This is a genomic window from Mycobacterium sp. DL440, from assembly GCF_011745145.1.
Classification (GTDB): domain Bacteria; phylum Actinomycetota; class Actinomycetes; order Mycobacteriales; family Mycobacteriaceae; genus Mycobacterium.
The window spans coordinates 3,061,322-3,080,325 of the sequence record NZ_CP050191.1; the positions used below are offsets into that span (position 1 = coordinate 3,061,322).

The 19,004-nt window shown below is 68.1% G+C and carries 21 protein-coding genes; 4 read left to right on the forward strand and 17 right to left on the reverse strand.

The window, feature by feature from the left end:
* Positions 1 to 39 precede the first annotated feature (39 nt).
* Positions 40 to 537, forward strand: coding sequence for a MarR family winged helix-turn-helix transcriptional regulator (locus HBE63_RS14790; protein ID WP_166905409.1), 498 nt, complete (start codon positions 40 to 42; stop codon positions 535 to 537).
* On the opposite strand, the gene HBE63_RS14795 is transcribed toward HBE63_RS14790, so the two are convergent.
* Genes HBE63_RS14795 through HBE63_RS14805 form a run of 3 tightly spaced genes read right to left on the reverse strand, consistent with a single transcriptional unit; the run spans position 521 to position 4,016 of the window.
* Positions 521 to 1,360 (reverse strand): transglutaminase family protein, encoded by an 840-nt coding sequence (locus HBE63_RS14795; RefSeq protein ID WP_166905410.1) that lies wholly within the window; start codon positions 1,358 to 1,360, stop codon positions 521 to 523. The two genes, HBE63_RS14790 and HBE63_RS14795, sit on opposite strands and share 17 nt — an antisense overlap.
* Positions 1,361 to 2,335 carry an alpha-E domain-containing protein gene (locus tag HBE63_RS14800; protein ID WP_166905411.1) on the reverse strand — a complete coding sequence of 325 codons (975 nt, stop codon included), beginning with the start codon at positions 2,333 to 2,335 and terminating at the stop codon, positions 1,361 to 1,363.
* A gap of 19 nt (positions 2,336 to 2,354) precedes the next feature.
* Positions 2,355 to 4,016 carry a circularly permuted type 2 ATP-grasp protein gene (locus tag HBE63_RS14805; protein WP_371814999.1) on the reverse strand — a complete coding sequence of 554 codons (1,662 nt, stop codon included), beginning with the start codon at positions 4,014 to 4,016 and terminating at the stop codon, positions 2,355 to 2,357.
* Between the two features lie 237 nt (positions 4,017 to 4,253).
* Here HBE63_RS14805 and rpsT point away from each other — a divergent pair, with 237 nt between their 5' ends.
* Entirely contained in the window at positions 4,254 to 4,514 is a 261-nt protein-coding gene (rpsT, locus tag HBE63_RS14810) for a 30S ribosomal protein S20 (protein WP_163660090.1), read from the forward strand.
* A gap of 34 nt (positions 4,515 to 4,548) precedes the next feature.
* On the opposite strand, the gene holA is transcribed toward rpsT, so the two are convergent.
* From holA to HBE63_RS14830, 4 genes are all read right to left on the reverse strand, one after another.
* Positions 4,549 to 5,490: a DNA polymerase III subunit delta gene (gene holA / locus HBE63_RS14815; RefSeq protein ID WP_243858728.1), complete on the reverse strand. Its 942-nt coding sequence runs from the start codon at positions 5,488 to 5,490 to the stop codon at positions 4,549 to 4,551.
* 40 nt (positions 5,491 to 5,530) lie between these two features.
* Positions 5,531 to 7,024 (reverse strand): ComEC/Rec2 family competence protein, encoded by a 1,494-nt coding sequence (locus tag HBE63_RS14820; protein ID WP_243858729.1) that lies wholly within the window; start codon positions 7,022 to 7,024, stop codon positions 5,531 to 5,533.
* Positions 7,025 to 7,076: 52 nt separating this feature from the next.
* Positions 7,077 to 7,928, reverse strand: a complete 852-nt coding sequence (locus HBE63_RS14825; RefSeq protein WP_166905414.1) for a ComEA family DNA-binding protein — start codon at positions 7,926 to 7,928, stop codon at positions 7,077 to 7,079.
* A 91-nt stretch (positions 7,929 to 8,019) separates the two neighbouring features.
* The gene (locus HBE63_RS14830; RefSeq protein WP_166905415.1) at positions 8,020 to 8,811 is read right to left on the reverse strand and encodes an SPFH domain-containing protein; all 792 of its coding nucleotides are present in this window, start codon (positions 8,809 to 8,811) and stop codon (positions 8,020 to 8,022) included.
* A 163-nt stretch (positions 8,812 to 8,974) separates the two neighbouring features.
* Between HBE63_RS14830 and HBE63_RS14835 the strand changes: the two genes are divergently transcribed.
* A complete protein-coding gene (locus tag HBE63_RS14835; RefSeq protein ID WP_166905416.1) occupies positions 8,975 to 10,027 on the forward strand; it encodes a dihydrodipicolinate reductase in 1,053 nt (350 codons plus the stop codon).
* Here HBE63_RS14835 and HBE63_RS14840 read toward each other — a convergent pair.
* The 10 genes from HBE63_RS14840 to HBE63_RS14885 all read right to left on the reverse strand — a co-directional run bounded on the left by HBE63_RS14840 (position 9,987) and on the right by HBE63_RS14885 (position 18,023).
* Positions 9,987 to 10,361, reverse strand: coding sequence for a transcriptional regulator (locus tag HBE63_RS14840; protein WP_166905417.1), 375 nt, complete (start codon positions 10,359 to 10,361; stop codon positions 9,987 to 9,989). The two genes, HBE63_RS14835 and HBE63_RS14840, sit on opposite strands and share 41 nt — an antisense overlap.
* Positions 10,358 to 10,822 carry a hypothetical protein gene (locus HBE63_RS14845; RefSeq protein WP_166905418.1) on the reverse strand — a complete coding sequence of 155 codons (465 nt, stop codon included), beginning with the start codon at positions 10,820 to 10,822 and terminating at the stop codon, positions 10,358 to 10,360. Before HBE63_RS14845 ends, HBE63_RS14840 begins: the two co-directional genes overlap by 4 nt.
* Positions 10,823 to 10,998: 176 nt before the next feature.
* Positions 10,999 to 11,838, reverse strand: coding sequence for a DegV family protein (locus HBE63_RS14850; protein WP_166905419.1), 840 nt, complete (start codon positions 11,836 to 11,838; stop codon positions 10,999 to 11,001).
* Between the two features lie 2 nt (positions 11,839 to 11,840).
* Positions 11,841 to 12,590 carry a diglucosylglycerate octanoyltransferase gene (gene octT / locus HBE63_RS14855; RefSeq protein WP_166905420.1) on the reverse strand — a complete coding sequence of 250 codons (750 nt, stop codon included), beginning with the start codon at positions 12,588 to 12,590 and terminating at the stop codon, positions 11,841 to 11,843.
* Positions 12,580 to 13,266: a glucosyl-3-phosphoglycerate phosphatase gene (gpgP, locus tag HBE63_RS14860; protein ID WP_166905421.1), complete on the reverse strand. Its 687-nt coding sequence runs from the start codon at positions 13,264 to 13,266 to the stop codon at positions 12,580 to 12,582. The genes octT and gpgP overlap by 11 nt, the downstream gene beginning before the upstream one ends.
* 7 nt (positions 13,267 to 13,273) lie before the next feature.
* Positions 13,274 to 13,651: a ribosome silencing factor gene (gene rsfS / locus HBE63_RS14865; protein ID WP_166905422.1), complete on the reverse strand. Its 378-nt coding sequence runs from the start codon at positions 13,649 to 13,651 to the stop codon at positions 13,274 to 13,276.
* Complete coding sequence (gene nadD / locus HBE63_RS14870; RefSeq protein WP_243858666.1) at positions 13,648 to 14,268, reverse strand: nicotinate-nucleotide adenylyltransferase; 621 nt, start codon at positions 14,266 to 14,268, stop codon at positions 13,648 to 13,650. Before nadD ends, rsfS begins: the two co-directional genes overlap by 4 nt.
* Before the next feature lie 109 nt (positions 14,269 to 14,377).
* Positions 14,378 to 15,832, reverse strand: a complete 1,455-nt coding sequence (locus HBE63_RS14875) for a VWA domain-containing protein (protein ID WP_166905424.1) — start codon at positions 15,830 to 15,832, stop codon at positions 14,378 to 14,380.
* A 13-nt stretch (positions 15,833 to 15,845) separates the two neighbouring features.
* The gene (locus tag HBE63_RS14880; protein ID WP_166905425.1) at positions 15,846 to 16,733 is read right to left on the reverse strand and encodes a MoxR family ATPase; all 888 of its coding nucleotides are present in this window, start codon (positions 16,731 to 16,733) and stop codon (positions 15,846 to 15,848) included.
* Between the two features lie 30 nt (positions 16,734 to 16,763).
* Positions 16,764 to 18,023 carry a glutamate-5-semialdehyde dehydrogenase gene (locus HBE63_RS14885; protein WP_166905426.1) on the reverse strand — a complete coding sequence of 420 codons (1,260 nt, stop codon included), beginning with the start codon at positions 18,021 to 18,023 and terminating at the stop codon, positions 16,764 to 16,766.
* Between the two features lie 84 nt (positions 18,024 to 18,107).
* Between HBE63_RS14885 and HBE63_RS14890 the strand changes: the two genes are divergently transcribed.
* Positions 18,108 to 18,968 (forward strand): ribokinase, encoded by an 861-nt coding sequence (locus HBE63_RS14890; RefSeq protein ID WP_166905427.1) that lies wholly within the window; start codon positions 18,108 to 18,110, stop codon positions 18,966 to 18,968.
* The last annotated feature ends 36 nt before the right edge of the window (positions 18,969 to 19,004 follow it).

The following is a 19,004-nucleotide window of genomic DNA, read 5'->3' on the forward strand; positions in this document are numbered from 1 at the left end:
TTCCAGTCGTGAACCATTTGATACTGATACGGTTTCGGCATGGAACCTGGCCCGTCGGACACCGTGGCATTCCTGCTGGCACAACTCGGCCACCGGGCGGCAACACTGTTCGCCGAGCAGATGGCAACGCTGGAGCTCACCCCGCCGCACGCCGGCATTCTGCGCGCCATCGGCGGCCAGCCGGGACTCAGCCAGCAATCCCTGAGCACCCAGCTGGGCCTGCTACCGAGCCGGGTGGTGAGCTACGTCGACGATCTCGAGGACCGCGGCTACGTCGAACGACGCCGCAATCCCGACGACCGCCGGCTGCACGCGCTGTTTCTCAGCACCGCAGGAAAAAAGACCCTGCGCCGCATCGGAGAGCTGGCGCGCCGGCACGACGAGCGCATGACCGCCGGTCTCGATGCGGCACAACGAGACAACCTCCACGAGCTGTTGCAGACTCTGGCGGTTCAACATGAGCTGGCCCCGCACGTGCACCCCGGCTTCCGCAACCTGGGCCGCCCGGGTGCGGGCCCGATCAAGCCAGCCGGGTGACCTCCACGACCACGTCGAGATCCGTCGACCCCTCACCCGAATAGATTCCCTTGAGCGGGGCCACATCCGAGTAGTCCCGACCCACGCCCACACTGACGTACTGCTCATTGATCTCGGAGTCGTTGGTCGGGTCGTAGTGCCACCAGCCTCCGGTCCACGCCTGGATCCAGGCGTGGCTCTGACCGTCGATGGTGTCCCCCACCTCCGCGTCCCCGATCGGATGCAGATAGCCCGACACGTACCGCGCCGGAATCCCCATGGACCGCAACGTGATCAACGACAGATGGGCGAAGTCCTGACACACGCCTTTGCCCTCGCGCAACGCGTCCAGGCCCGAGGAGTGCACCCCGGTGGTACCAGGCACATAGTCGAGTTCACTGCGCACCCACTGCGCCACCGCCCCGACCGCCTCGAACGGGTTGTGGTCCTTGGCGATCCGCTGTCCCACGCGCGTGATCCGCTTGCTGTGCGGTGTGTAATGGGTCGGGCTGAGCACCTCGTCGAACCGGTCGATCACGGCCTCGGTGCCCAGATCATCCCACCCGGCGAGCTCCTCGGGTTTCTCCGCGACCTCCGTCTCGACCACCGAGGATCCCGAGACCTCCAACTCGGTGTGGGGAGCGTGCAGATCGAAGGCCGTCACCGCCGTACCCCAATAGTCGACATACCGATAGGACCTGGTCGCCGGGATGGTCTCGACCCGGTTCAGGATCACGTTCTGACGCGAATCCGACCGCGGGGTCAAGCGGGCCTCGTTATAGGACGCCGTCACCGCCGACCGGTACGCATACCCGGTCGAATGCACCACGCGCAACCGCCACATCTAGACCTCGCCCTCCTCGATCACAACCACATCGCCAAGCCCGGCGTCGGTCCAGGCCACCCACGGGGCGGAGTGGAAGTACTGCAGTGCCAACGCTTCTCCGACATCGCGGCAGGTCTTCTGCAACCCGGCCAGCCGGGCATCCAGGGATTCCAGCAGCGCGCCCGGCTGCAGGAACTCGAGCTCACTGCGCGCCCGGCCCAACAGCCGCTGCGCCTCGGCGGTCGCCCCCAACCGGCTGTGCGGCCGATTGAGCAACTCGTCGAGACTGTGTTCGGCCAACCGCAGCGAATAGAAGATCGACCGGGGGAACAGCCGGTCCAACAGCATGAACTCGACCACGCGACCGGCGTCGAGCACACCACGGTAGGTACGCAGATACGTGTCATGGGCGCCGGCCGACCGCAGCAACGTGACCCAGGCCGGTGACGACCCGCTGTCCCCGACCCGCGACAACAGCAACCGGACGGTCATGTCGACGCGCTCGATCGCGCGGCCCAACAACATGAACCGGTAGCCATCGTCGCGGCTCAACGTCGAATCGGCCAGCCCCGCGAACATCGCCGCGCGGCCCTCGACATAGGACAGGAACTCGTGCGGGCCCAGTCGTTTGGCCGCGCGCTCCCGCTCGGCGAGCGCGTTGTAGGTGGTGTTGAGACACTCCCAGATCTCGGTCGAGGTGACTTCGCGGGCCCCGCGGGCGTTCTCGCGCGCGGCCGAGATCGAATCGACGATCGAGTTACCGCCGCTGTCGCGGCTGAACGCCACGACGTCGGTCAACGACCACACGTCCAGACGCCGCGCCGGCGGCTCGATACCGAGCACCCGCAGCAGCGTGCGTGAGGCGACGTCCGGGTCGACACTGGAGTCCTCCAGCAGCTGATGCACCGTGACATCGAGGATGCGTGCGGTGTCGTCGGCCCGTTCCACATAGCGCCCGATCCAATACAACGACTCGGCATTGCGCGCCAGCATCTACTCCCACCCCCTGCTACTACTGCTGTTGTTGGGATGACGAACCATCAGGCGCGCCATCACTTTTGGGCCCCTGGTCGGATTCGGGCAGCGACCGCACCACCTCGGCCGCGGCGAGCTCGCGATCTGCCGCCGATGTCCGCGACGCCAGCACCCAGGTGTCCTTCGACCCACCGCCCTGACTGGAATTGACCACCAGAGACCCTTCCGGCAGCGCCACCCGGGTGAGCCCGCCGGGCAGCACCCAGACGTCATTGCCGTCATTGACCGCGAACGGGCGCAGGTCCACGTGCCGGGGCGCCAGCTTGTCGCCGATCTGGGTGGGCACGGTGGACAGCTGCATCACCGGCTGGGCGATCCAGCCGCGCGGGTCGTTGCGGATCTTCCTGGCAACCGCGGTCAACTCCTTGGCCGAGGCGTCCGGGCCGAACACGATGCCGTACCCACCCGAGCCTTCCACCGGCTTGATGACGAGTTCGTCGATCCGGTCGAGCACCTCCTCCCGTTCGGCGTCCAACCAACAGCGGTAGGTGTCGACGTTGGCGAGTACCGGCTTCTCCCCGAGGTAGTACTCGATGATCGTCGGGACATAGGTGTAGACGAGCTTGTCGTCACCGACCCCGTTGCCCACCGCACTGGAGATCACGACGTTGCCGGCCCGGGCCGCGTTGAGCAGGCCGGCCACCCCGAGCACCGAGTCGGGCCGGAACTGCATCGGGTCCAGGAACGCATCGTCGATGCGGCGGTAGATGACGTCGACCTGACGCTCGCCCTCGGTGGTGCGCATGTAGACGGCGTTGTCGCGGCAGAACAGATCGCGGCCCTCGACCAACTCGACCCCCATCTGCCGGGCCAGCAGCGAGTGCTCGAAGTAGGCCGAGTTGTAGACGCCGGGCGTGAGCACCACGACGGTCGGGTCGGCGACGTTGGTGGGTGCCGCGTTGCGCAGCGCCCGCAGCAGGTGCGAGGAGTAGTCACCGACCGCGCGCACCCGGTGGGTGGCGAACAGATTCGGGAAGACGCGCGCCATGGTGCGCCGGTTCTCCATCACATAGGACACCCCCGACGGCGACCGCAGATTGTCCTCCAACACTCGGAAGACACCCAAGGCGTCACGGATCAGGTCGATACCCGCAACGTGGATACGCACCCCGTTGGGTGGGACGATGCCCGCGGCTTCACGGTGGAAGTGCTCGCACGAGGTGACCAGCCGACGCGGGATCACGCCGTCACGCAGAATCTCCTGCTCCCCGTAGACGTCGTCGAGATACATCTCCAGCGCCTTGACCCGCTGGATGATGCCGCGTTCCAGCCGGGACCATTCGACCGCCGAGATCACCCGCGGCACCAGGTCGAGCGGGAACGGCCGCTCCTGGCCCGACAACGAGAACGTGATCCCCTGATCGATGAACGCCCGGCCCAGTGCGTCCGACCGCGACCGCAACTCCGAGGCGTCCGACGGAGCAAGCTCGGCGAAGATGCTCCTGTACGGTCCGCGGACGTTGCCGGCGCTGTCGAACATCTCGTCGAAGGCCTCGGAGTAGCGGCCCAGTCGGTTGTAGCCGTCGAAGACGCCCTGATGTTTGGCCCGGCGCGTCGAAGCCGCGCGCCGCCCCGCCGCGGCCGACCCGTTCGTCTCGGCTGCCTGCGCGCGGGCTGTTCTCGGGCTCACCCTCATCATGCTGCCCCACCTGCCGGCATTTCGCCGGGCCAACGGGGCAGCCCGTTTCGGCAGGCCAAAGGGTGGTTGAGATGGTATTAGGGCCGTAAATTGGGGCGTCGGCGGCCGGCGTTTCGGCTGCACCGCTTTGGGAGTTCGGACGCCTCGCTGGTACCCTGAACAGTCGCTGCCCGCAGTGCGGGTGTGCGCACCCAGACTTCGGTAACCCCAGCTAGAGAATTACGAAGGAATTTTTACGTGGCCAACATCAAGTCGCAGGAAAAGCGCATCCTCACCAACGAGCGTCGTCGGCTGCGTAACCAGTCGGTGAAGTCGTCGCTGCGTACGGCTGTGCGCGGCTTCCGCGAGGCTGTCGAGGCGGGCGAGAAGGACAAGGCTGCCGAGTTGCTGGTGTCGACCAGCCGCCAGCTCGACAAGGCCGCCAGCAAGGGTGTCATCCACGCCAACCAGGCTGCCAACAAGAAGTCGGCCCTGGCCGTGGCGCTCAACAAGCTCTGATCTTTCCGGGACTTACCCGAGCAATATCGCCGGTTCACCGGGTGGCGAGTTCCGCCACCCGGCGTACCGCTGTCTCAAGGGCGTAGTCGGCATCTGCCGCTGCGCCCTTTACGTCTGCATTGAGCGTGGCGACCACCCGCATCGCCTCGGCCACCGAGTCGCGTGACCATCTGCGCGACTGCTTCTGCGCCTTCTGCACCCGCCAGGGCGGCATCCCCAGTTCACCGGCCAGCCGGTACGGATCCCCGGAGAGCGGGCCGACCCGTGCGATCGTGTGCACCGCCTCGGCCAGCGCATCGGCCAACACCACCTGGGGCTCACCGGCCAGCATCGCCCATCGCAACGCCTCGGCCGCGCCGGCCACATCGCCGGTGACGGCCTTGTCGGCGATGTCGAAGCCCTTCACCTCCGCCTTGCCGCTGTGATAGCGACGCACCGCTACGGCGTCGACCTGGCCGGCCGTGTCGGCCACCAGCTGTGAACACACCGCGGCGAGCTCACGGATGTTCGATCCGACCGCATCGATCACCGCGGTCACCGTGTCGTCGGAGACCTTGACCCGCAACTGGCGGAACTCGGCACGTACGAAATCCGCACGCTCTGCCGGTTTGGTGATACGCACACACGGATGCACCTGTGCGCCAAGCTTTTTCAATTGATCGGCCAGCGCCTTGGCCCGCCCGCCGCCGGAGTGGATGACGACCAGAACGGTGCCGGGGGGCAGATCTGCTGCGGCCGAGGCGATCAGGGCCACGGCATCCTTACCCGCCTCGGCGGCGGCCTCCAGCACCACCAGGCGCTCCTCGGCAAACAGCGACGGGCTCAGCAGCTCGGCGAGCTCACTGGTGCTGACCTCGCCCGCCCGCATCCGGTCCACCGGAACGTCATCGGAGCCGGCCTGCTGGCGCAGCGCCCGCAGCACCGCCCCCACTGCTCGTTCGACCAGCAGTTCCTCATCGCCCAGAACCAGGTGCAGACCGTCGATCTGTTGACTCACACCGATGATCGTGTCACGCCTACCCGACAGCTCCGACCACCTGGCCCGCCAGCGCCCAGGCCAGCAGGCCGAGCACCAAAGCCGCCAGTCCGCGACGCATCCAGCGCAGCCGCCACAGCACCGTCAGCGCCACTCCTCCCAGCGCTACCGACACCACGCCGGCCAGCCCCGAGGGCGACGGCAGGGCGGCCGCCGGGAGCGCCGAACCCCACCGTGCCACCGACAGCAACCACCACAGCTCCGGTCCGGTGAACCGGATCAGTAGTTGGGCTCCGCCCGGCCAGACCGCCGAGCACACGGCCGCCGCGGTACCGAGGACCGTGATCGGCGGAATCACCCCGGCCACCGCGAGATTGGCGGCGACAGCCACCAGGCTGACGGTCCCCGAGATCCCGGCCACCAGTGGGGCGGTGACCAACTGGGCCACCACCGCGACGCTGACCGCTGCCGCCACCGGGCGCGGCCAGCCACGGGCCTGCAGCCGGCCCGACCACACCGGGGCGAGGACGACGATGCCTGCCGTCGCACACACCGACAACGCGAACCCGACATCGACCGCAAGTTCGGGGGTGGCGGTCATCAGCGCGATCACGCTGGCCGCCAGCGCCGGCACCGCCTGTCGTCGCCGATGGGTCAACACCGCGAGCAGCGTCACCGCACCCATCACGGCAGCCCGCAGCACGCTGGCCGAGGGCTGCACGACGATGACGAAACCGACCAACCCGGCGCCGGCGAGCAGCACAGCCGCACTCGGCCCGACCAGTACCGCGCTGAGCAACAGCGCTCCCCACACGATGGTCACGTTGGCCCCCGACACCGCGGTCAGATGTGTGAGACCCGACGTGCGGAACTGCGCGGTGGTGGTGACGGTGACCGCCGAGGTATCCCCCAGCACCAATGCGGGCAGCATGGCGGCCTGATCGGCGGGCAGTACCGCACGGGCCGCCTCCGCGAAGCCGGCCCGGATCCGTTGGGCGATGCGCTGTACGGCCGAGGCCTCCCCCAGCGACGGCTGTCCCGACGCCGCCAGCACGGCAACACTCAGGTCCCTGCGGCCCGGGCGCCCCAGGGAGGCCCGGAATGTCGCCGGACGCCCCGGGCCTACCTCGCCGAAGCCCGCTGGAGCGAACACCAGGACTCGGCCCGACATCGGGACCTGATCGACCCGGCGCAGCTCGGCCCGGAACATCATCCGACCGCCCTTGATCGTCCGCGGTGTCTCGGCAGGAACGACCTCGACCGTCGCAGTTCCGCCGTAGAGACGACCGAGCGGATGATGTTCGACCTGGTGCACGCGCAGTCCGACAGCCACGGTGAATCCGGCCGCGATGGCCGCCACAGCCAGAACCGCAGCGGCGACGCCCGTACCGTCACTGCCTCCCCACCGTGCGGCCAGCCAGGTCAACCCCACGGCGCCGAGGCCCACCACCACCGCGGCGCCCGGATGCCAGACGATTGCGGCGGCCGACACCGACCACGCGGTCAGGGCGGCCGGGACGAGGCGCAGATCCAGTGGCTGCCCCGCGGCCCACCCGTCGCCGGTCTGCCCGTCCCTGTCGGAGGCATCACGCCCGGACCAGCTCACGCAGTTTCTCCAGCCGGGCCGGGCCGATGCCGTCGACGTCGCCGAGTTGATCGACACTGTCGAACCGGCCGTGGGCGGCCCGCCAGGCCACGATCGCCTCGGCGGTCACCGGGCCGACACCAGGCAGCGTGTCGAGGTCTTCGACCGTCGCCGTGTTGAGGTCCACCGGCCCCGACGGCGCCCCGGCCTTGGCTTTCGGAGCCCCTCTTTGCGATGCACCGGGTTGTGTCGGAGCCGGCGGGTCGCCCGCGACCGAACTGCCCATGGTCGTCGGTTGTCCCGGCGGCGCGTCGACACCGACCACGATCTGTTCACCGTCACCGACCCGGCGGGCCATGTTCAGCCCGATCAGGTCGGCACCATCGAGTGGCCCACCGGCGGCTTCCAGCGCATCGGCGATCCTCGCCCCGGGCTGCAAGGTCACCAGCCCGGGCTTGTGCACCAGGCCGACCACGCTGACCACCACCGGTCCTGGCGGGGCGTTCGCTTCCGGTGTCGGGCCTGCCGACGAAACCATTTGCACCGGTGGCAGATTCGCCGAGGCGACCGGCGGTGGCTGCTGACGGATCAGGGTGAAAACGGTGACCAGAATCGCGAGGACCCCGACACCGGCCAGCACCAGGGCCCCGGCGCGGCCCGGGTCGGCGCGCACCCTGGTCAGCCAGCCCGGGCCGTCCCCCGGCGCGGTATCGGGCAGCCATCTCGACAGCGCGCTCTCAGACGCGGTGTCCTGGTCGGCGCCGCCGCCTTCTTCGGTATCGGGATCATCCCCACCACCCGGACGGCCCCCACCCAGGCGACGGAGGCGCTCCACCGCCAATTCGGTTCCCATGCCCGCGACGGTAGGTGCGGGTCACGACGATTCCGGGCTCCCCGACCTTCGGCACCGGCCGACTGTGGATGAATCTCGCGCTGTGGATTACCTATCCCACCGACCTGGTGGAGGGGCGCTGGGGCGTGGCCCGTTCCAGGTATCGCAGCAGTTCCACCGGGAACGGCAGGACCACGGTGGAGTTCTTCTCCGCGGCCACTTCGACGACGGTCTCCAGCAGTCGCAGCTGCAGGGCCGCCGGGTCCGCGGACATCACATCGGCCGCCGCGGCGAGTTTCTCGGACGCCTGCAGTTCGCCGTCGGCGGTGATGACCCGGGCCCGCCGCTCCCGCTCCGCCTCAGCCTGACGCGCGATGGACCGTTTCATCGAATCCGGCAGCACGACGTCTTTGATCTCGACCCGGTCGATGTGTATCCCCCAGCCCACCGCAGGGTTGTCGATGAGCAGTTCGAGGCCCTGGTTGAGCCGCTCGCGGTTGGACAGCAGGTCGTCCAGATTGCTCTTGCCGATGATCGACCGGAGCGAGGTCTGCGCCACCTGACCGATCGCCGACATGTAGTCCTGCACGTCGACCACGGCCCGTACCGGGTCGAGCACGTTGAAGTAGATGACCGCATCGACCCGCACGGTGACGTTGTCGCGGGTGATGCCGTCCTGCGCGGGGACCGGCATCGTGATGATCTGCATGTTGACCTTCTGCAGCCGGTCCGCGACGGGAATGAGCATCGTCAGGCCGGGCTGCCTGACGTTGTCGCGGACCCGGCCGAACCGGAACACCACACCGCGTTCGTACTGTCTGACGACCCGGATGTTGCTCAAACCCAGCCAGACCAGGGCGATGGCGCCGGCCCCCGCCGATGCGAGCGCGTAGAGCATGTCCATGATCTGACCTCGATTCATGGCTTCGCGGGGCGAACTCGCCCCACAGTTCGATTGTGCGACGCCGGCGAGTCTCCCGCCAGCAGGGACCGGTGCGCCTACCGCGGGTGAACAAGTCCCCGATAGTGTCTAGAGTCCAGCGCAGGGCTCAGCGACGGAGGCGATCATGACCGCAGTGGGTAGGCCGATTCGGGTCATCCAGTGGACCACCGGCAACATCGGACGACGCTCGCTGCACGCGATCATCGGCCGCGACGACATGGAACTGGTCGGCGTGTACGCCCACGGCGCGGACAAGGTCGGTGTCGATGCCGCCGAGTTGGCCGGCTGGCCCGAGCCCACCGGCATCAAGGCCACCAACTCCATCGACGATCTGATCGCTCTGAAACCCGACGCCTGCTGCTACAACCCGATCTGGCCCAGCATCGACGAACTGGTCCGCCTCCTGGAGGCCGGGATCAACGTCTGTTCCAGTGCCGCCTGGATCACCGGCGGCAAGCAATCCCCCGAAGACCGGCAGCGAATCGAGAAGGCTTGCCAGACAGGTAATTCCACGATTTTCGGCAGCGGGGCCCACCCCGGCTTGACCAACATGATGGGCATGGTGCTGTCCAGCGCATGCGAGAGCGTGGACGAGATCCGGATCACCGAGTCCGTCGACTGTGGGGTCTACGAATCGGCCGGAACCATGGCCGCGATGGGATTTGGGCAGGATCCCGAGACGCCCGGGCTGGCCGAGAGTGTCCGTCTCGAGAGTGAGGTGTTCGCCGAGTCGGCGGCGATGATGGCCGACGCCATCGGCGCCAAGCTGGACCGGATCACCTTCGACGTCACGTTCACCGCGGCCACCGATGATTCCGATCTGGGGTTCATGCAGATCCCCAAGGGCACGGTGGCCAGCGTGTTCGGTTACCACCGCGGCTGGGTGGGCGACAAGAATGTCGTCAGCGTCGGATTCAACTGGATCATGGGCAATCACGTCACCCCGCCGAAGCCGGTCGCGCACGGTCACGTGATCCAGGTCTTCGGCGTCCCCAACATGCGCACCGTCGTGTACTGCCTGCCCTCGAAGGACTGGAGCGAGGTCAGCCTCAACGGGCTCGGCATGATCTACACCGCGCTGCCGGTCACCAATGCGGTGCCCGCCGTGGTGGCCGCGGCGCCCGGCATCCTCACGCTCAAGGACCTGCCGCCGGTGACCGGCCGGTTCGCCGGCTGACGCCCGCCGCGACGTCGGCTCCGCCGACGATGCCCGTTGCGTCGGCTCCGCCGACGATGGCTCGCAGGGCCGCGACGTGACCGTCGAACGCCACCCGGCCGGCGTCGGTGAGCCTGGCGTGCACCTTGTGGCGGCTTCGGTCTAGGCGCCGCTCGGTGATCACGTACCCGGCGTTCTCCAGAACCGACAGTTGTTTGGACAACGCCGAATCCGAAAGCCCCAGGGTCTCTTTGAGATAGGAGAACTCCGCCCAATCCGCGGCAGCCAACATCGCGACCAGAGTCAGCCGCGTGCCGGGGTGAATCAGTTCGTCAAAGCGCGGCACCGTCGTCATGCATTTGTCCAGCGGCACAGGGTGCGCAGAATCTCGGGGCCGCCCAACCCGACGATCGCGGCGACGAACACCGCCGCGGCAATCCCGGCATGACGGGTTCCGTCGGCATCCAGCGCCATTCCCACCGCGATCGTCAGGCCGACCAGTGCGATCAGCATGCCGATCACCACCAGCGGTATCCGATGCCAGGCCGTGTCCGCGCTGACCTGCAGGCGATTGGTCCTGCGGCGGCCGTCCAGACGACGCGAGGCGATCCCGGAGTGAACGGCACCGAACCCGATCGTCGCGGCGATGACGAGCCATTGCGGGCCGACATCGCCGATGACCCCGAGAAATACCCAGCCCGCCGCCAAGATCCACCAGTACCACCGGGGCAGGCCGACTTCATCGGCGACCCGCGCCGTGGCGCGGTCGACAGCATCCAACGCGGCACGCGCATCGGCCGGCGTCGTGTCTCCCATGGCTCCATCTCCACTTTCCCACATGGAAAGTAGGATTCACTTTCCAGGTGGGAAAGTCAAGGTTTCACGCGGGATGAAACCGGCTGCGCCGTTTTCCACCAGAGGGTTGTGCGCGCAGTCGATCTACAGCCTTCCGGTAGAAACCGGCGGCAATAATCCGGAGATTGCCGGACCTGCTAAGCGTCCGCCACAGCGATGCACGCACCGACTGCGCCGCCACCGACATGAACGGCCAGCACCGGGCCCATGTCGGCTACCGACAGGGACCGCAGGTTCGGTAGCCGGTCGGTGAGTGCCGCTGCGACCTCCTCAGCGCCGTCCGGGTTGTCGACGTGGTGCACGACCACCCGCACGGCGCGGTCCCCCGCGGCATCGGCGATCTGATCGACAAGTGCCGCATGGGCTTTCGATATCGTCCGGATCCGCTGCGAGAGCACGAGCCGGCCATCCACGTCGAGGCGCAGCAGAGGTTTGAGTGACAGCGCGGTCCCCAGCCACGACGCCGCCGTACCGATCCGGCCGCTGCGTCGCAGATTGTCCAACCGGTGCACGACGATGAACGCCTGCCCGCGAGGTACGGCAGCCCGAGCTGCCACCTCGACAGCGTCGAGGGAGTCTCCGCGGCGGGCCGACTCGGCGGCGGCCAGGGCGACGAAACCCACGCCCATGGCCGCTGCGCGGGAATTCACCACCCGCACGGCCTGCCCGATCTCACGGGCCACCGCCGCTGCGGTGCTGTAGGTGCTCGACAGCGCAGCCGAGATGTGGACTGCGACAACACCGTCGCCGTCACTGTCGGCCAGCGCCTGCCGATAGGTGTCGGCGAGATCGGCCGGCGAAGCCCCGGAGGTGGTGACCCTGGCCCGGTCATGGATGTCCGACGGCATCGGATCGATACCGTCGCGCCAGTCATGACCGTCGTCGAGGATGTGCAACGGCACCTGCCGAATGCCCCACTTTTCACACAACTCGGGCCGCAACCGCGACGTCGAGTCGGTCACCACCATGACCGCCATCGTCAGTCGGTGGAATCCAGTTGTGGCACACCGGCCTCGGCCAGACCCTTGAGCATCAGCTCGGCTACCGCCCGGTGGGCTTCGAAATTCCAGTGGATGCCGTCGGGATTGCCTCGTCCGCCCAGCACCTCGTCGGCCACCGCGGCCTTGAGGTCCACCAACGCCACGTCATGCTCGGCCGCCCAGTCCGTGATCGCCTTCACCGTGGGCTCACGACCGTGATGGGCCTTGCCGTACGTGTCGGCGATGTGCACCGACGGCAGCGAGGCCACCACCGGAATGCCCGGCCGGTTGAAATCGATGGCGTTGCGTGTCATCTCGAGGTACTCGACCGTCACGTGCGGGGGCAGCGCCGATCGGGCGATCGGCGACAACCGGGGTTGGAGCCAGCCGTAGCCGTCGCGTGCCCACCGACGCAGCCACGCCGGACGCATGTAGCGGATCGACTCGCGCAGCGCCGTCGGCAACGGCGAGGGCAGCGAATCCATGCCGCTGGTGGCGAAGACCACCGCGCCGGCACGCGGTAGCGCGGCCCACGCCCGTGGATCCTGGGTCGAAGCCCACCAGACGTCGCGGCAGGTCCAGCCGATCCGGCCGATGAGTTCCACGTCCCAGCCGAGCTGCTCGGCCACGATGTTGGGCCAGATCCGCGGATCATCGGACGGCAGACCGCCGGTCGGGCCGAAATAGGACAGCGAGTCGCAGAACACCAGCAGCACCGGCCTGCGGTCAGGCACGCGATCAGAGGACATCGTTGGCCACCTGCGCCGAGGCATTCCACACGTCCAGCCGCCAGCGGATCGAGTCCAAGTCCGGCACATCGCCGGAACCGCCTGACTCGTCGGAATGTCCCGACAGCTGAACCCAACTGGCATTACCCATGCCGCCGAGCACCGGCCAGTTGTCCACCGGCAGGCCGAGCAGCCCGGCGGTCAGCGCCGCGATCAGCCCTCCGTGAGCCACTAGTACGACGGGGCGGTCCGATCCATCCAGGCCCCACTCCTGTTGTCCGGCAACGAGTTCGGTGACCACCGGAACACTGCGGTCAGCCACGTCGACACGGCTCTCACCACCATGCGGTGCCCACCGCGCGTCCTCACGCCAGGCCGCGCGAGCGCCCGGGGCCGCCGTGTCCACCTCCTGGTGGGTCAAACCCTGCCAGTCCCCCAGATGCGTCTCACGCAACCGCTTGTCCACGGCTACCGGGATCCCCGCGCGGTCACCGAGGGTCATCGCGGTGTCCAGGGCACGCTTGAGGTCCGAGGACACGATCAACAACGGTTGACGCTTGGCCAGCACCTCGGCCGCCGCGGCAGCCTGGTCGCGGCCCAGATCGGACAACTCGGTGTCGAGCTGACCCTGCATCCGACTGCCCGCGTTGTATTCGGTCTGGCCATGGCGCAGCAGCACCAGCCGACGCACCCTCATCGCGCCCTCATTCGTCGACCTCGGGCGTTTCCAGCTCCACCGGAACCGCCGGGCAGTCACGCCACAGCCGTTCCAGGGCGTAGAACTCCCGCTCGTCCTGATGCTGGATGTGCACGACGATGTCCACGTAATCGAGCAGCGTCCAGCGCCCCTCCCGGGTGCCCTCGCGCCGGGCGGGCTTGTAGCCGGCCAGGCGCATCTTGTCCTCGACCTCGTCGACGATCGCGTTGACCTGACGCTCGTTGGAGGCCGACGCGATCACAAAGCAGTCGGTGATCACAAGCTGGCCCGACACATCGATGACCACCACATCGTCGGCCAACTTGGCCGCGGCGGCCTGGGCGGCCACCGTCGCCATGGCGACAGCTTCTTCGGTAGCGCTCATCGAACCGGCTCCATGATGTGTTCACCCTTCCCGTCTGCGGAGTACAACCCGCGTTTGGTCACGTACTGCACGACGCCGTCGGGCACCAGGTACCAGATCGGCCGGCCTTCGGAGGCCCGCCTACGGCAGTCGCTGGACGAGATGGCCAACGCGGGCACCTCGACCAATGTCAATGTGTCAGGCGGCAGCTCACGCAGCGCCGCCTCGATATGTTCACCGTCCAGCTCATAGCCTGGCCGGCTCACGCCGACGAACCTCGCCATGGAGAACAGGTCCTCCCAGTTCTGCCAGGACAGGATCGAGGCCAGGGCATCGGCTCCGGTGATGAAGTACAAGTCGGACTCGGCGTTGAGGTCACGCAGATCTCGCAAGGTGTCCTTGGTGTAGGTCGCCCCGCCCCGGTCGATATCGACCCGGCTGACCGAGAACCTCGGGTTGGACGCGGTGGCGATCACCGTCATCAGATACCGGTCCTCAGGAGCACTGACCCGCCGGTCGTGTTTCTGCCACGGCTGACCGGTCGGGACGAACACCACCTCGTCGAGCTCGAACAGGTCGGCCACCTCACTGGCGGCAACCAGGTGCCCGTTGTGAATGGGATCGAACGTCCCACCCATCACACCCAGCCTGCGCCGTCTTGCCACAAAGAGGCAGCTTACGGGAGCGTTGACGTGCGTCGGCACCCGTGCGAAGGCTGCGGCACGGGGCGAGTGGGTTGCGCGGTGCTCAGACCGGCAGCAACCCGTCGATCACCGCGGCCAACTGCTTGGCCGAGCGGCACTCGTGCATCGGGATGGTTTCGAGGTATTTGGGAACCGCAGAATCCCCGCTGCCCCACAGGTGCTTGGGCTCCGGGTTGAGCCAGTGCGCGTGCCGGCTGGCCGACACCATGTGTCCGAGCAGCTCCGTCTCGGGGTTGCGGTAGTTGTTCCGGCCGTCGCCCAGCACCAGCAGCGAGCTGCGCGGGGACAACACATTGGGGTACTTGTCCAGGAAAGACACGAACGCGTGCCCGTAGTCGGAGTGCCCGTCGCGGGTGTAGACACCGGCCTCGCGGGTGATGCGCTGCACCGCGACCGCCAGATCGGCCTCCGGACCGAACATGTCGGTGACCTCGTCGGTGGTGTCTATAAAAGCGAAGACACGAACCCGGGAGAACTGCTGACGCAGTGCCGAGACCAGCATCAGCGTGAAGTGGCTGAACCCGGCCACCGACCCCGACACATCGCAGAGCACCACGAGTTCCGGACGGGCCGGATGCGGCTTCTTGAGCACGACGTCGATGGGCACACCGCCGGTGGACATCGACTTACGCAGCGTCTTGCGAAGGTCGATCTCCCCGGACCGGGACCGCCGGCGCCGGGCCGCCAGCCGCGTCGCCAATGTGCGCGCCAGCGGCTGCACGGTCTTGCGCATCTGGCGGAGCTGCTCGCCGGAGGCCCGCAAAAACTCGACGTTCTCGGCCAGCTGCGGCACCCCGTACATCTGTACGTGGTCACGGCCCAACTGCTCGGCGGTGCGCCGCTTGGTCTCGGACTCAACCATCTTGCGCAGCTGGGTGATGCGCTGGGCGGCCAGCGCCTTGGCGATCTCTTCCTGGGTCGGTGTGGGCTCCTCGCCGTAGGGGGCGAGGAGCCCGGCCAGCAGCCGGCCCTCCAGATCGTCGAGGCTCATGGCCTTGAGCGCCTGATACGACGAGTACGATGGGCCGCGGCTGGAGTTGTAGCGACCGTAGGCCTCGACGATCCGCGCGATCATCGCCGCCATCCGGTCGTCGAGATTGGCCAGATCCTCGTTGTCGGCCAGCATCTGCACCAACGCGTCGCGCATCGCCTCGATGTCCTCGGGCGGCAGTTGGAGCCGATCCTCACCACCGGTGTCTGCCTCGTCCTCGTCCGAGAGCACGGTGCGTGCGCCCAGTGCGGCCGGGAAGAACAGGTCGAACATCGCGTCGTAGGTCTCACGGTGGTCGGGGCGCCGAAGCACCGCGCACGCAATGCCCTCGCGCAGCGCTTCACGATTGCCCAACCCGAGCACGGTGATCACCCGGCCGGCGTCCACGGTTTCCGACGGCCCGACCGAGATTCCTTGCCCGCGAAGGGCTTCGACGAACTCTACGAGGTGCCCGGGCAGGCCGTGCGGGGCCAGCGGCTGGGGCGGTCGAACCCGGCGGGGCACCACTAGTTCAGCCCCATCAGTTCAGCTTCAGTTCGCCGGCCGCTTTGACCTGGTCGGACTGGTGTTTGAGCACCACACCGAGGGTGGCGGCGATCATCTCGTCGTCGATGGTGTCCAGGCCGAGGGCCAGGACGGTGCGGCCCCAGTCGATCGTCTCGGCGACCGACGGCACCTTCTTGAGCTGCATAGCGCGCATCACCCCGATGATCCGCACCAGCTCTCCTGCGATGCGCTCGGGCAGTTCGGGTACCCGGGACAGCAGGATGCGGCGCTCCAGGTCCGGGTCGGGGAAGTCGATGTGCAGGAACAGGCAGCGACGCTTGAGCGCCTCGGAGAGCTCACGGGTGGCATTCGAGGTGAGCAGCACGAACGGCGGCCGCTCCGCGGTGATCGTGCCGAGTTCGGGGACGGTCACGGCGAAGTCGGAGAGCACTTCCAGCAGCAGGCCCTCTATCTCGATGTCTGCCTTGTCCGTCTCGTCGATCAGCAGCACGGTCGGGTCGGTGCGCTTGATCGCGGTGAGCAGCGGGCGGGCCAGCAGGAACTCCTCGCTGAACACGTCCATCTTGGTCTGGTCCCAGTCGCCGCCGTTCGCGCTCTGTCCGGCCTGGATCCGCAGGATCTGCTTGGCGTGGTTCCACTCGTAGAGCGCGCGGGCCTCGTCGACGCCCTCGTAGCACTGCAACCGCACGAGTTCGGAGCCTGTGGTCGCGGCCACCGCGCGGGCCAGCTCGGTCTTGCCGACACCCGCAGGCCCCTCCACGAGCAATGGCTTGCCCAGCCGGTCGGCGAGGAAAACCGCTGTCGCGGTGGCGGTATCGGGCAGGTAGCCGGTCTCCGCCAAGCGCCGCGCGACATCGTCGATGTCGGTGAACAACGGAGCGGGGCGAGCGGGCACGCTCATGTGGTCTCCTGGTCTCTATCTGGTCGGCGGCTAAGCCGGGCGGGTCTGACCGTCTCCCCACACGATCCATTTGGTCGAGGTCAGTTCGGGCAGGCCCATCGGTCCGCGGGCATGCAGCTTCTGAGTGGAGATGCCGATCTCTGCGCCGAAACCGAACTGCTCTCCGTCGGTGAACGCGGTGGACGCGTTGACCATCACCGCGGCCGCGTCCACCTGTTCGGTGAAGCGCTGGGCCGCAGCAAGATCCGTTGTCACGATGGCCTCGGTGTGACCCGTGCCGTACTCGTTGATGTGGGCGATCGCGGCGTCGAGCCCGTCGACCACCGCGACGGCGATGTCCATCGAGAGGAACTCTGTGTGCAACTCTTCGTCGGTGGGGTCGGCGTGCACGGTCACCCCGGCCTCGCGCAGCGCGGCGGTCAGCCTGGGCAGCGCGCTCGCCTTCAGCGCCTCGTCCACCAGCAGGGTCTCGGCGGCATTGCAGACGCTGGGACGCCGGGTCTTGGAGTTCAGCAGGATCTTCTCGGCCAGGACGATATCGGCCGAGGAATGAACGTAGACATGACAATTGCCGACACCGGTCTCAATGGTGGGCACCTGCGCGTCGCGCACCACGGCCTCGATCAGCCCGGCTCCCCCGCGCGGGATCACCACGTCGACCAGGCCCCGGGCCTGGATCAGGTGGGTGACACTGGCACGGTCGTGACTGGGCAGCAACTGCACCGCGTCGGTCGGCAGGCCCACCGACTCCAGCGCCGACCGCAGGGCGGTCACCAGTGCCTGATTGGACCGGGCCGCCGACGAACTGCCGCGCAGCAGAGCGGCGTTGCCGGATTTCAGGGTGAGACCGAACGCGTCCACCGTGACGTTGGGGCGGCCCTCGTAGACCATGCCGACCACGCCGAGCGGCACCCGCTGCTGACGCAGCTGCAGCCCATTGGCCAGGGTGCGGCCCTGCAGTACCTCGCCGACCGGATCGGGTAACCCGGCGACCTGGCGCAGCCCGGCCGCGATGCCGTCGACCCGCTGCGGGTTGAGCGCCAGGCGGTCGAGCATTGCCTCGGGGGTTCCGGCCTGCCGGGCGGCCTCGACATCGGCCGCGTTGGCGGCCAGGATCGCGCCGACGGCGGCCAGCACGCTGTCGGCAGCGGCATGCAGCGCACGGTTCTTGGTCTCGGCGCTCAGGGTGCCCAGGGCGCGGGCGGCGACGCGGGCACGACGTGCGGCCCCGTGCACCTGCTCGCGCAGGTCTGCTTGCGGCACCGCCGGCGACTGCGTCTGAACGCTCATCTAGCCAGCGTATCGGACCTGTTGACGCCCTTCGACAGGTGTCAGGCGCCCTAGGACGAGCACGCCGGGCTAGCCTTTTCGTTTATGGCCGCTGCGCGGGTTTGCGTCGTCGGAAGCATCAACGCCGACCTCACGTTCACCGTCGGCGCGCTGCCGCGTCCAGGACAGACGGTGCTCGCGTCGTCGCTGGCGTCCGCGCCCGGCGGCAAGGGCGGTAACCAGGCGGTGGCGGCCGCGCGGGCCGGCGCCGAGGTCGCGCTGGTGGCCGCAGTCGGCGACGATGCCTCCGCGACAAACCTGCGGGAACATCTCCGGGTCAACGGGGTGGCGACCGATTCCGTGACGTGCGTACCCGGTCCGAGCGGATCGGCCGCGATCCTGGTCGACACGGTCGGCGAGAACTGCATCGTGGTGGCACCGGGCGCGAACGCCCGTCTCGAAGTGGATTCCGCCGCAGCGCGCACGGCCATCGTCTGGAGCGAGGTCGTGTTGATCCAGTTGGAGATCCCGGTGGCGACGGCGATCGCGGCGACCCGGCTGGCCAAGGCCGCGGGGGCGGTAGTGATGCTCAACGCCTCACCGGGAGGTACCGCCGCCCATCAGCTGCTCGCCTTGTCGGAACTGGTCGACGTGGTGGTGGTGAACGAGACCGAGGCAGCCGAGTGGCATTGGCCGGTGCGACATCTGGTGATCACCCGGGGCGCACGAGGGGCCAGCTACGTGGGCACCGACGAACGCTTTGACGTGCCGGCACCCGCGGTGCGGGCGCTGGACACCGCCGGCGCCGGGGACGTGTTCGCCGGGGTGTTGGCCGCCGCCTGGACCGCCGGCCACGAGTCGGCGCTGCGGCGCGCGTGTGCGGCAGGGGCGTTGGCCACCTTGGTACGCGGGGCCGGCGATTGCGCCCCGTCGGCTGCCGACATCGACGCCGTCCTGACGCACTGAGCCAGTCAACTGAGGCCGATACCGTTGGGGTTATAG

Coding starts and splice junctions, on each gene's coding strand:
- HBE63_RS14790 (WP_166905409.1), top strand. CDS start 40: ATGGAACCTGGCCCGTCGGACACCGTGGCATTCCTGCTGGCACAACTC.
- HBE63_RS14795 (WP_166905410.1), bottom strand. CDS start 1,360: ATGTGGCGGTTGCGCGTGGTGCATTCGACCGGGTATGCGTACCGGTCG.
- HBE63_RS14800 (WP_166905411.1), bottom strand. CDS start 2,335: ATGCTGGCGCGCAATGCCGAGTCGTTGTATTGGATCGGGCGCTATGTG.
- HBE63_RS14805 (WP_371814999.1), bottom strand. CDS start 4,016: ATGATGAGGGTGAGCCCGAGAACAGCCCGCGCGCAGGCAGCCGAGACG.
- HBE63_RS14825 (WP_166905414.1), bottom strand. CDS start 7,928: ATGGGAACCGAATTGGCGGTGGAGCGCCTCCGTCGCCTGGGTGGGGGC.
- HBE63_RS14830 (WP_166905415.1), bottom strand. CDS start 8,811: ATGGACATGCTCTACGCGCTCGCATCGGCGGGGGCCGGCGCCATCGCC.
- HBE63_RS14835 (WP_166905416.1), top strand. CDS start 8,975: ATGACCGCAGTGGGTAGGCCGATTCGGGTCATCCAGTGGACCACCGGC.
- HBE63_RS14840 (WP_166905417.1), bottom strand. CDS start 10,361: ATGACGACGGTGCCGCGCTTTGACGAACTGATTCACCCCGGCACGCGG.
- HBE63_RS14845 (WP_166905418.1), bottom strand. CDS start 10,822: ATGGGAGACACGACGCCGGCCGATGCGCGTGCCGCGTTGGATGCTGTC.
- HBE63_RS14850 (WP_166905419.1), bottom strand. CDS start 11,838: ATGGCGGTCATGGTGGTGACCGACTCGACGTCGCGGTTGCGGCCCGAG.
- octT (WP_166905420.1), bottom strand. CDS start 12,590: ATGTCCTCTGATCGCGTGCCTGACCGCAGGCCGGTGCTGCTGGTGTTC.
- gpgP (WP_166905421.1), bottom strand. CDS start 13,266: ATGAGGGTGCGTCGGCTGGTGCTGCTGCGCCATGGCCAGACCGAATAC.
- rsfS (WP_166905422.1), bottom strand. CDS start 13,651: ATGAGCGCTACCGAAGAAGCTGTCGCCATGGCGACGGTGGCCGCCCAG.
- nadD (WP_243858666.1), bottom strand. CDS start 14,268: ATGGGTGGGACGTTCGATCCCATTCACAACGGGCACCTGGTTGCCGCC.
- HBE63_RS14880 (WP_166905425.1), bottom strand. CDS start 16,733: ATGAGCGTGCCCGCTCGCCCCGCTCCGTTGTTCACCGACATCGACGAT.
- HBE63_RS14885 (WP_166905426.1), bottom strand. CDS start 18,023: ATGAGCGTTCAGACGCAGTCGCCGGCGGTGCCGCAAGCAGACCTGCGC.
- HBE63_RS14890 (WP_166905427.1), top strand. CDS start 18,108: ATGGCCGCTGCGCGGGTTTGCGTCGTCGGAAGCATCAACGCCGACCTC.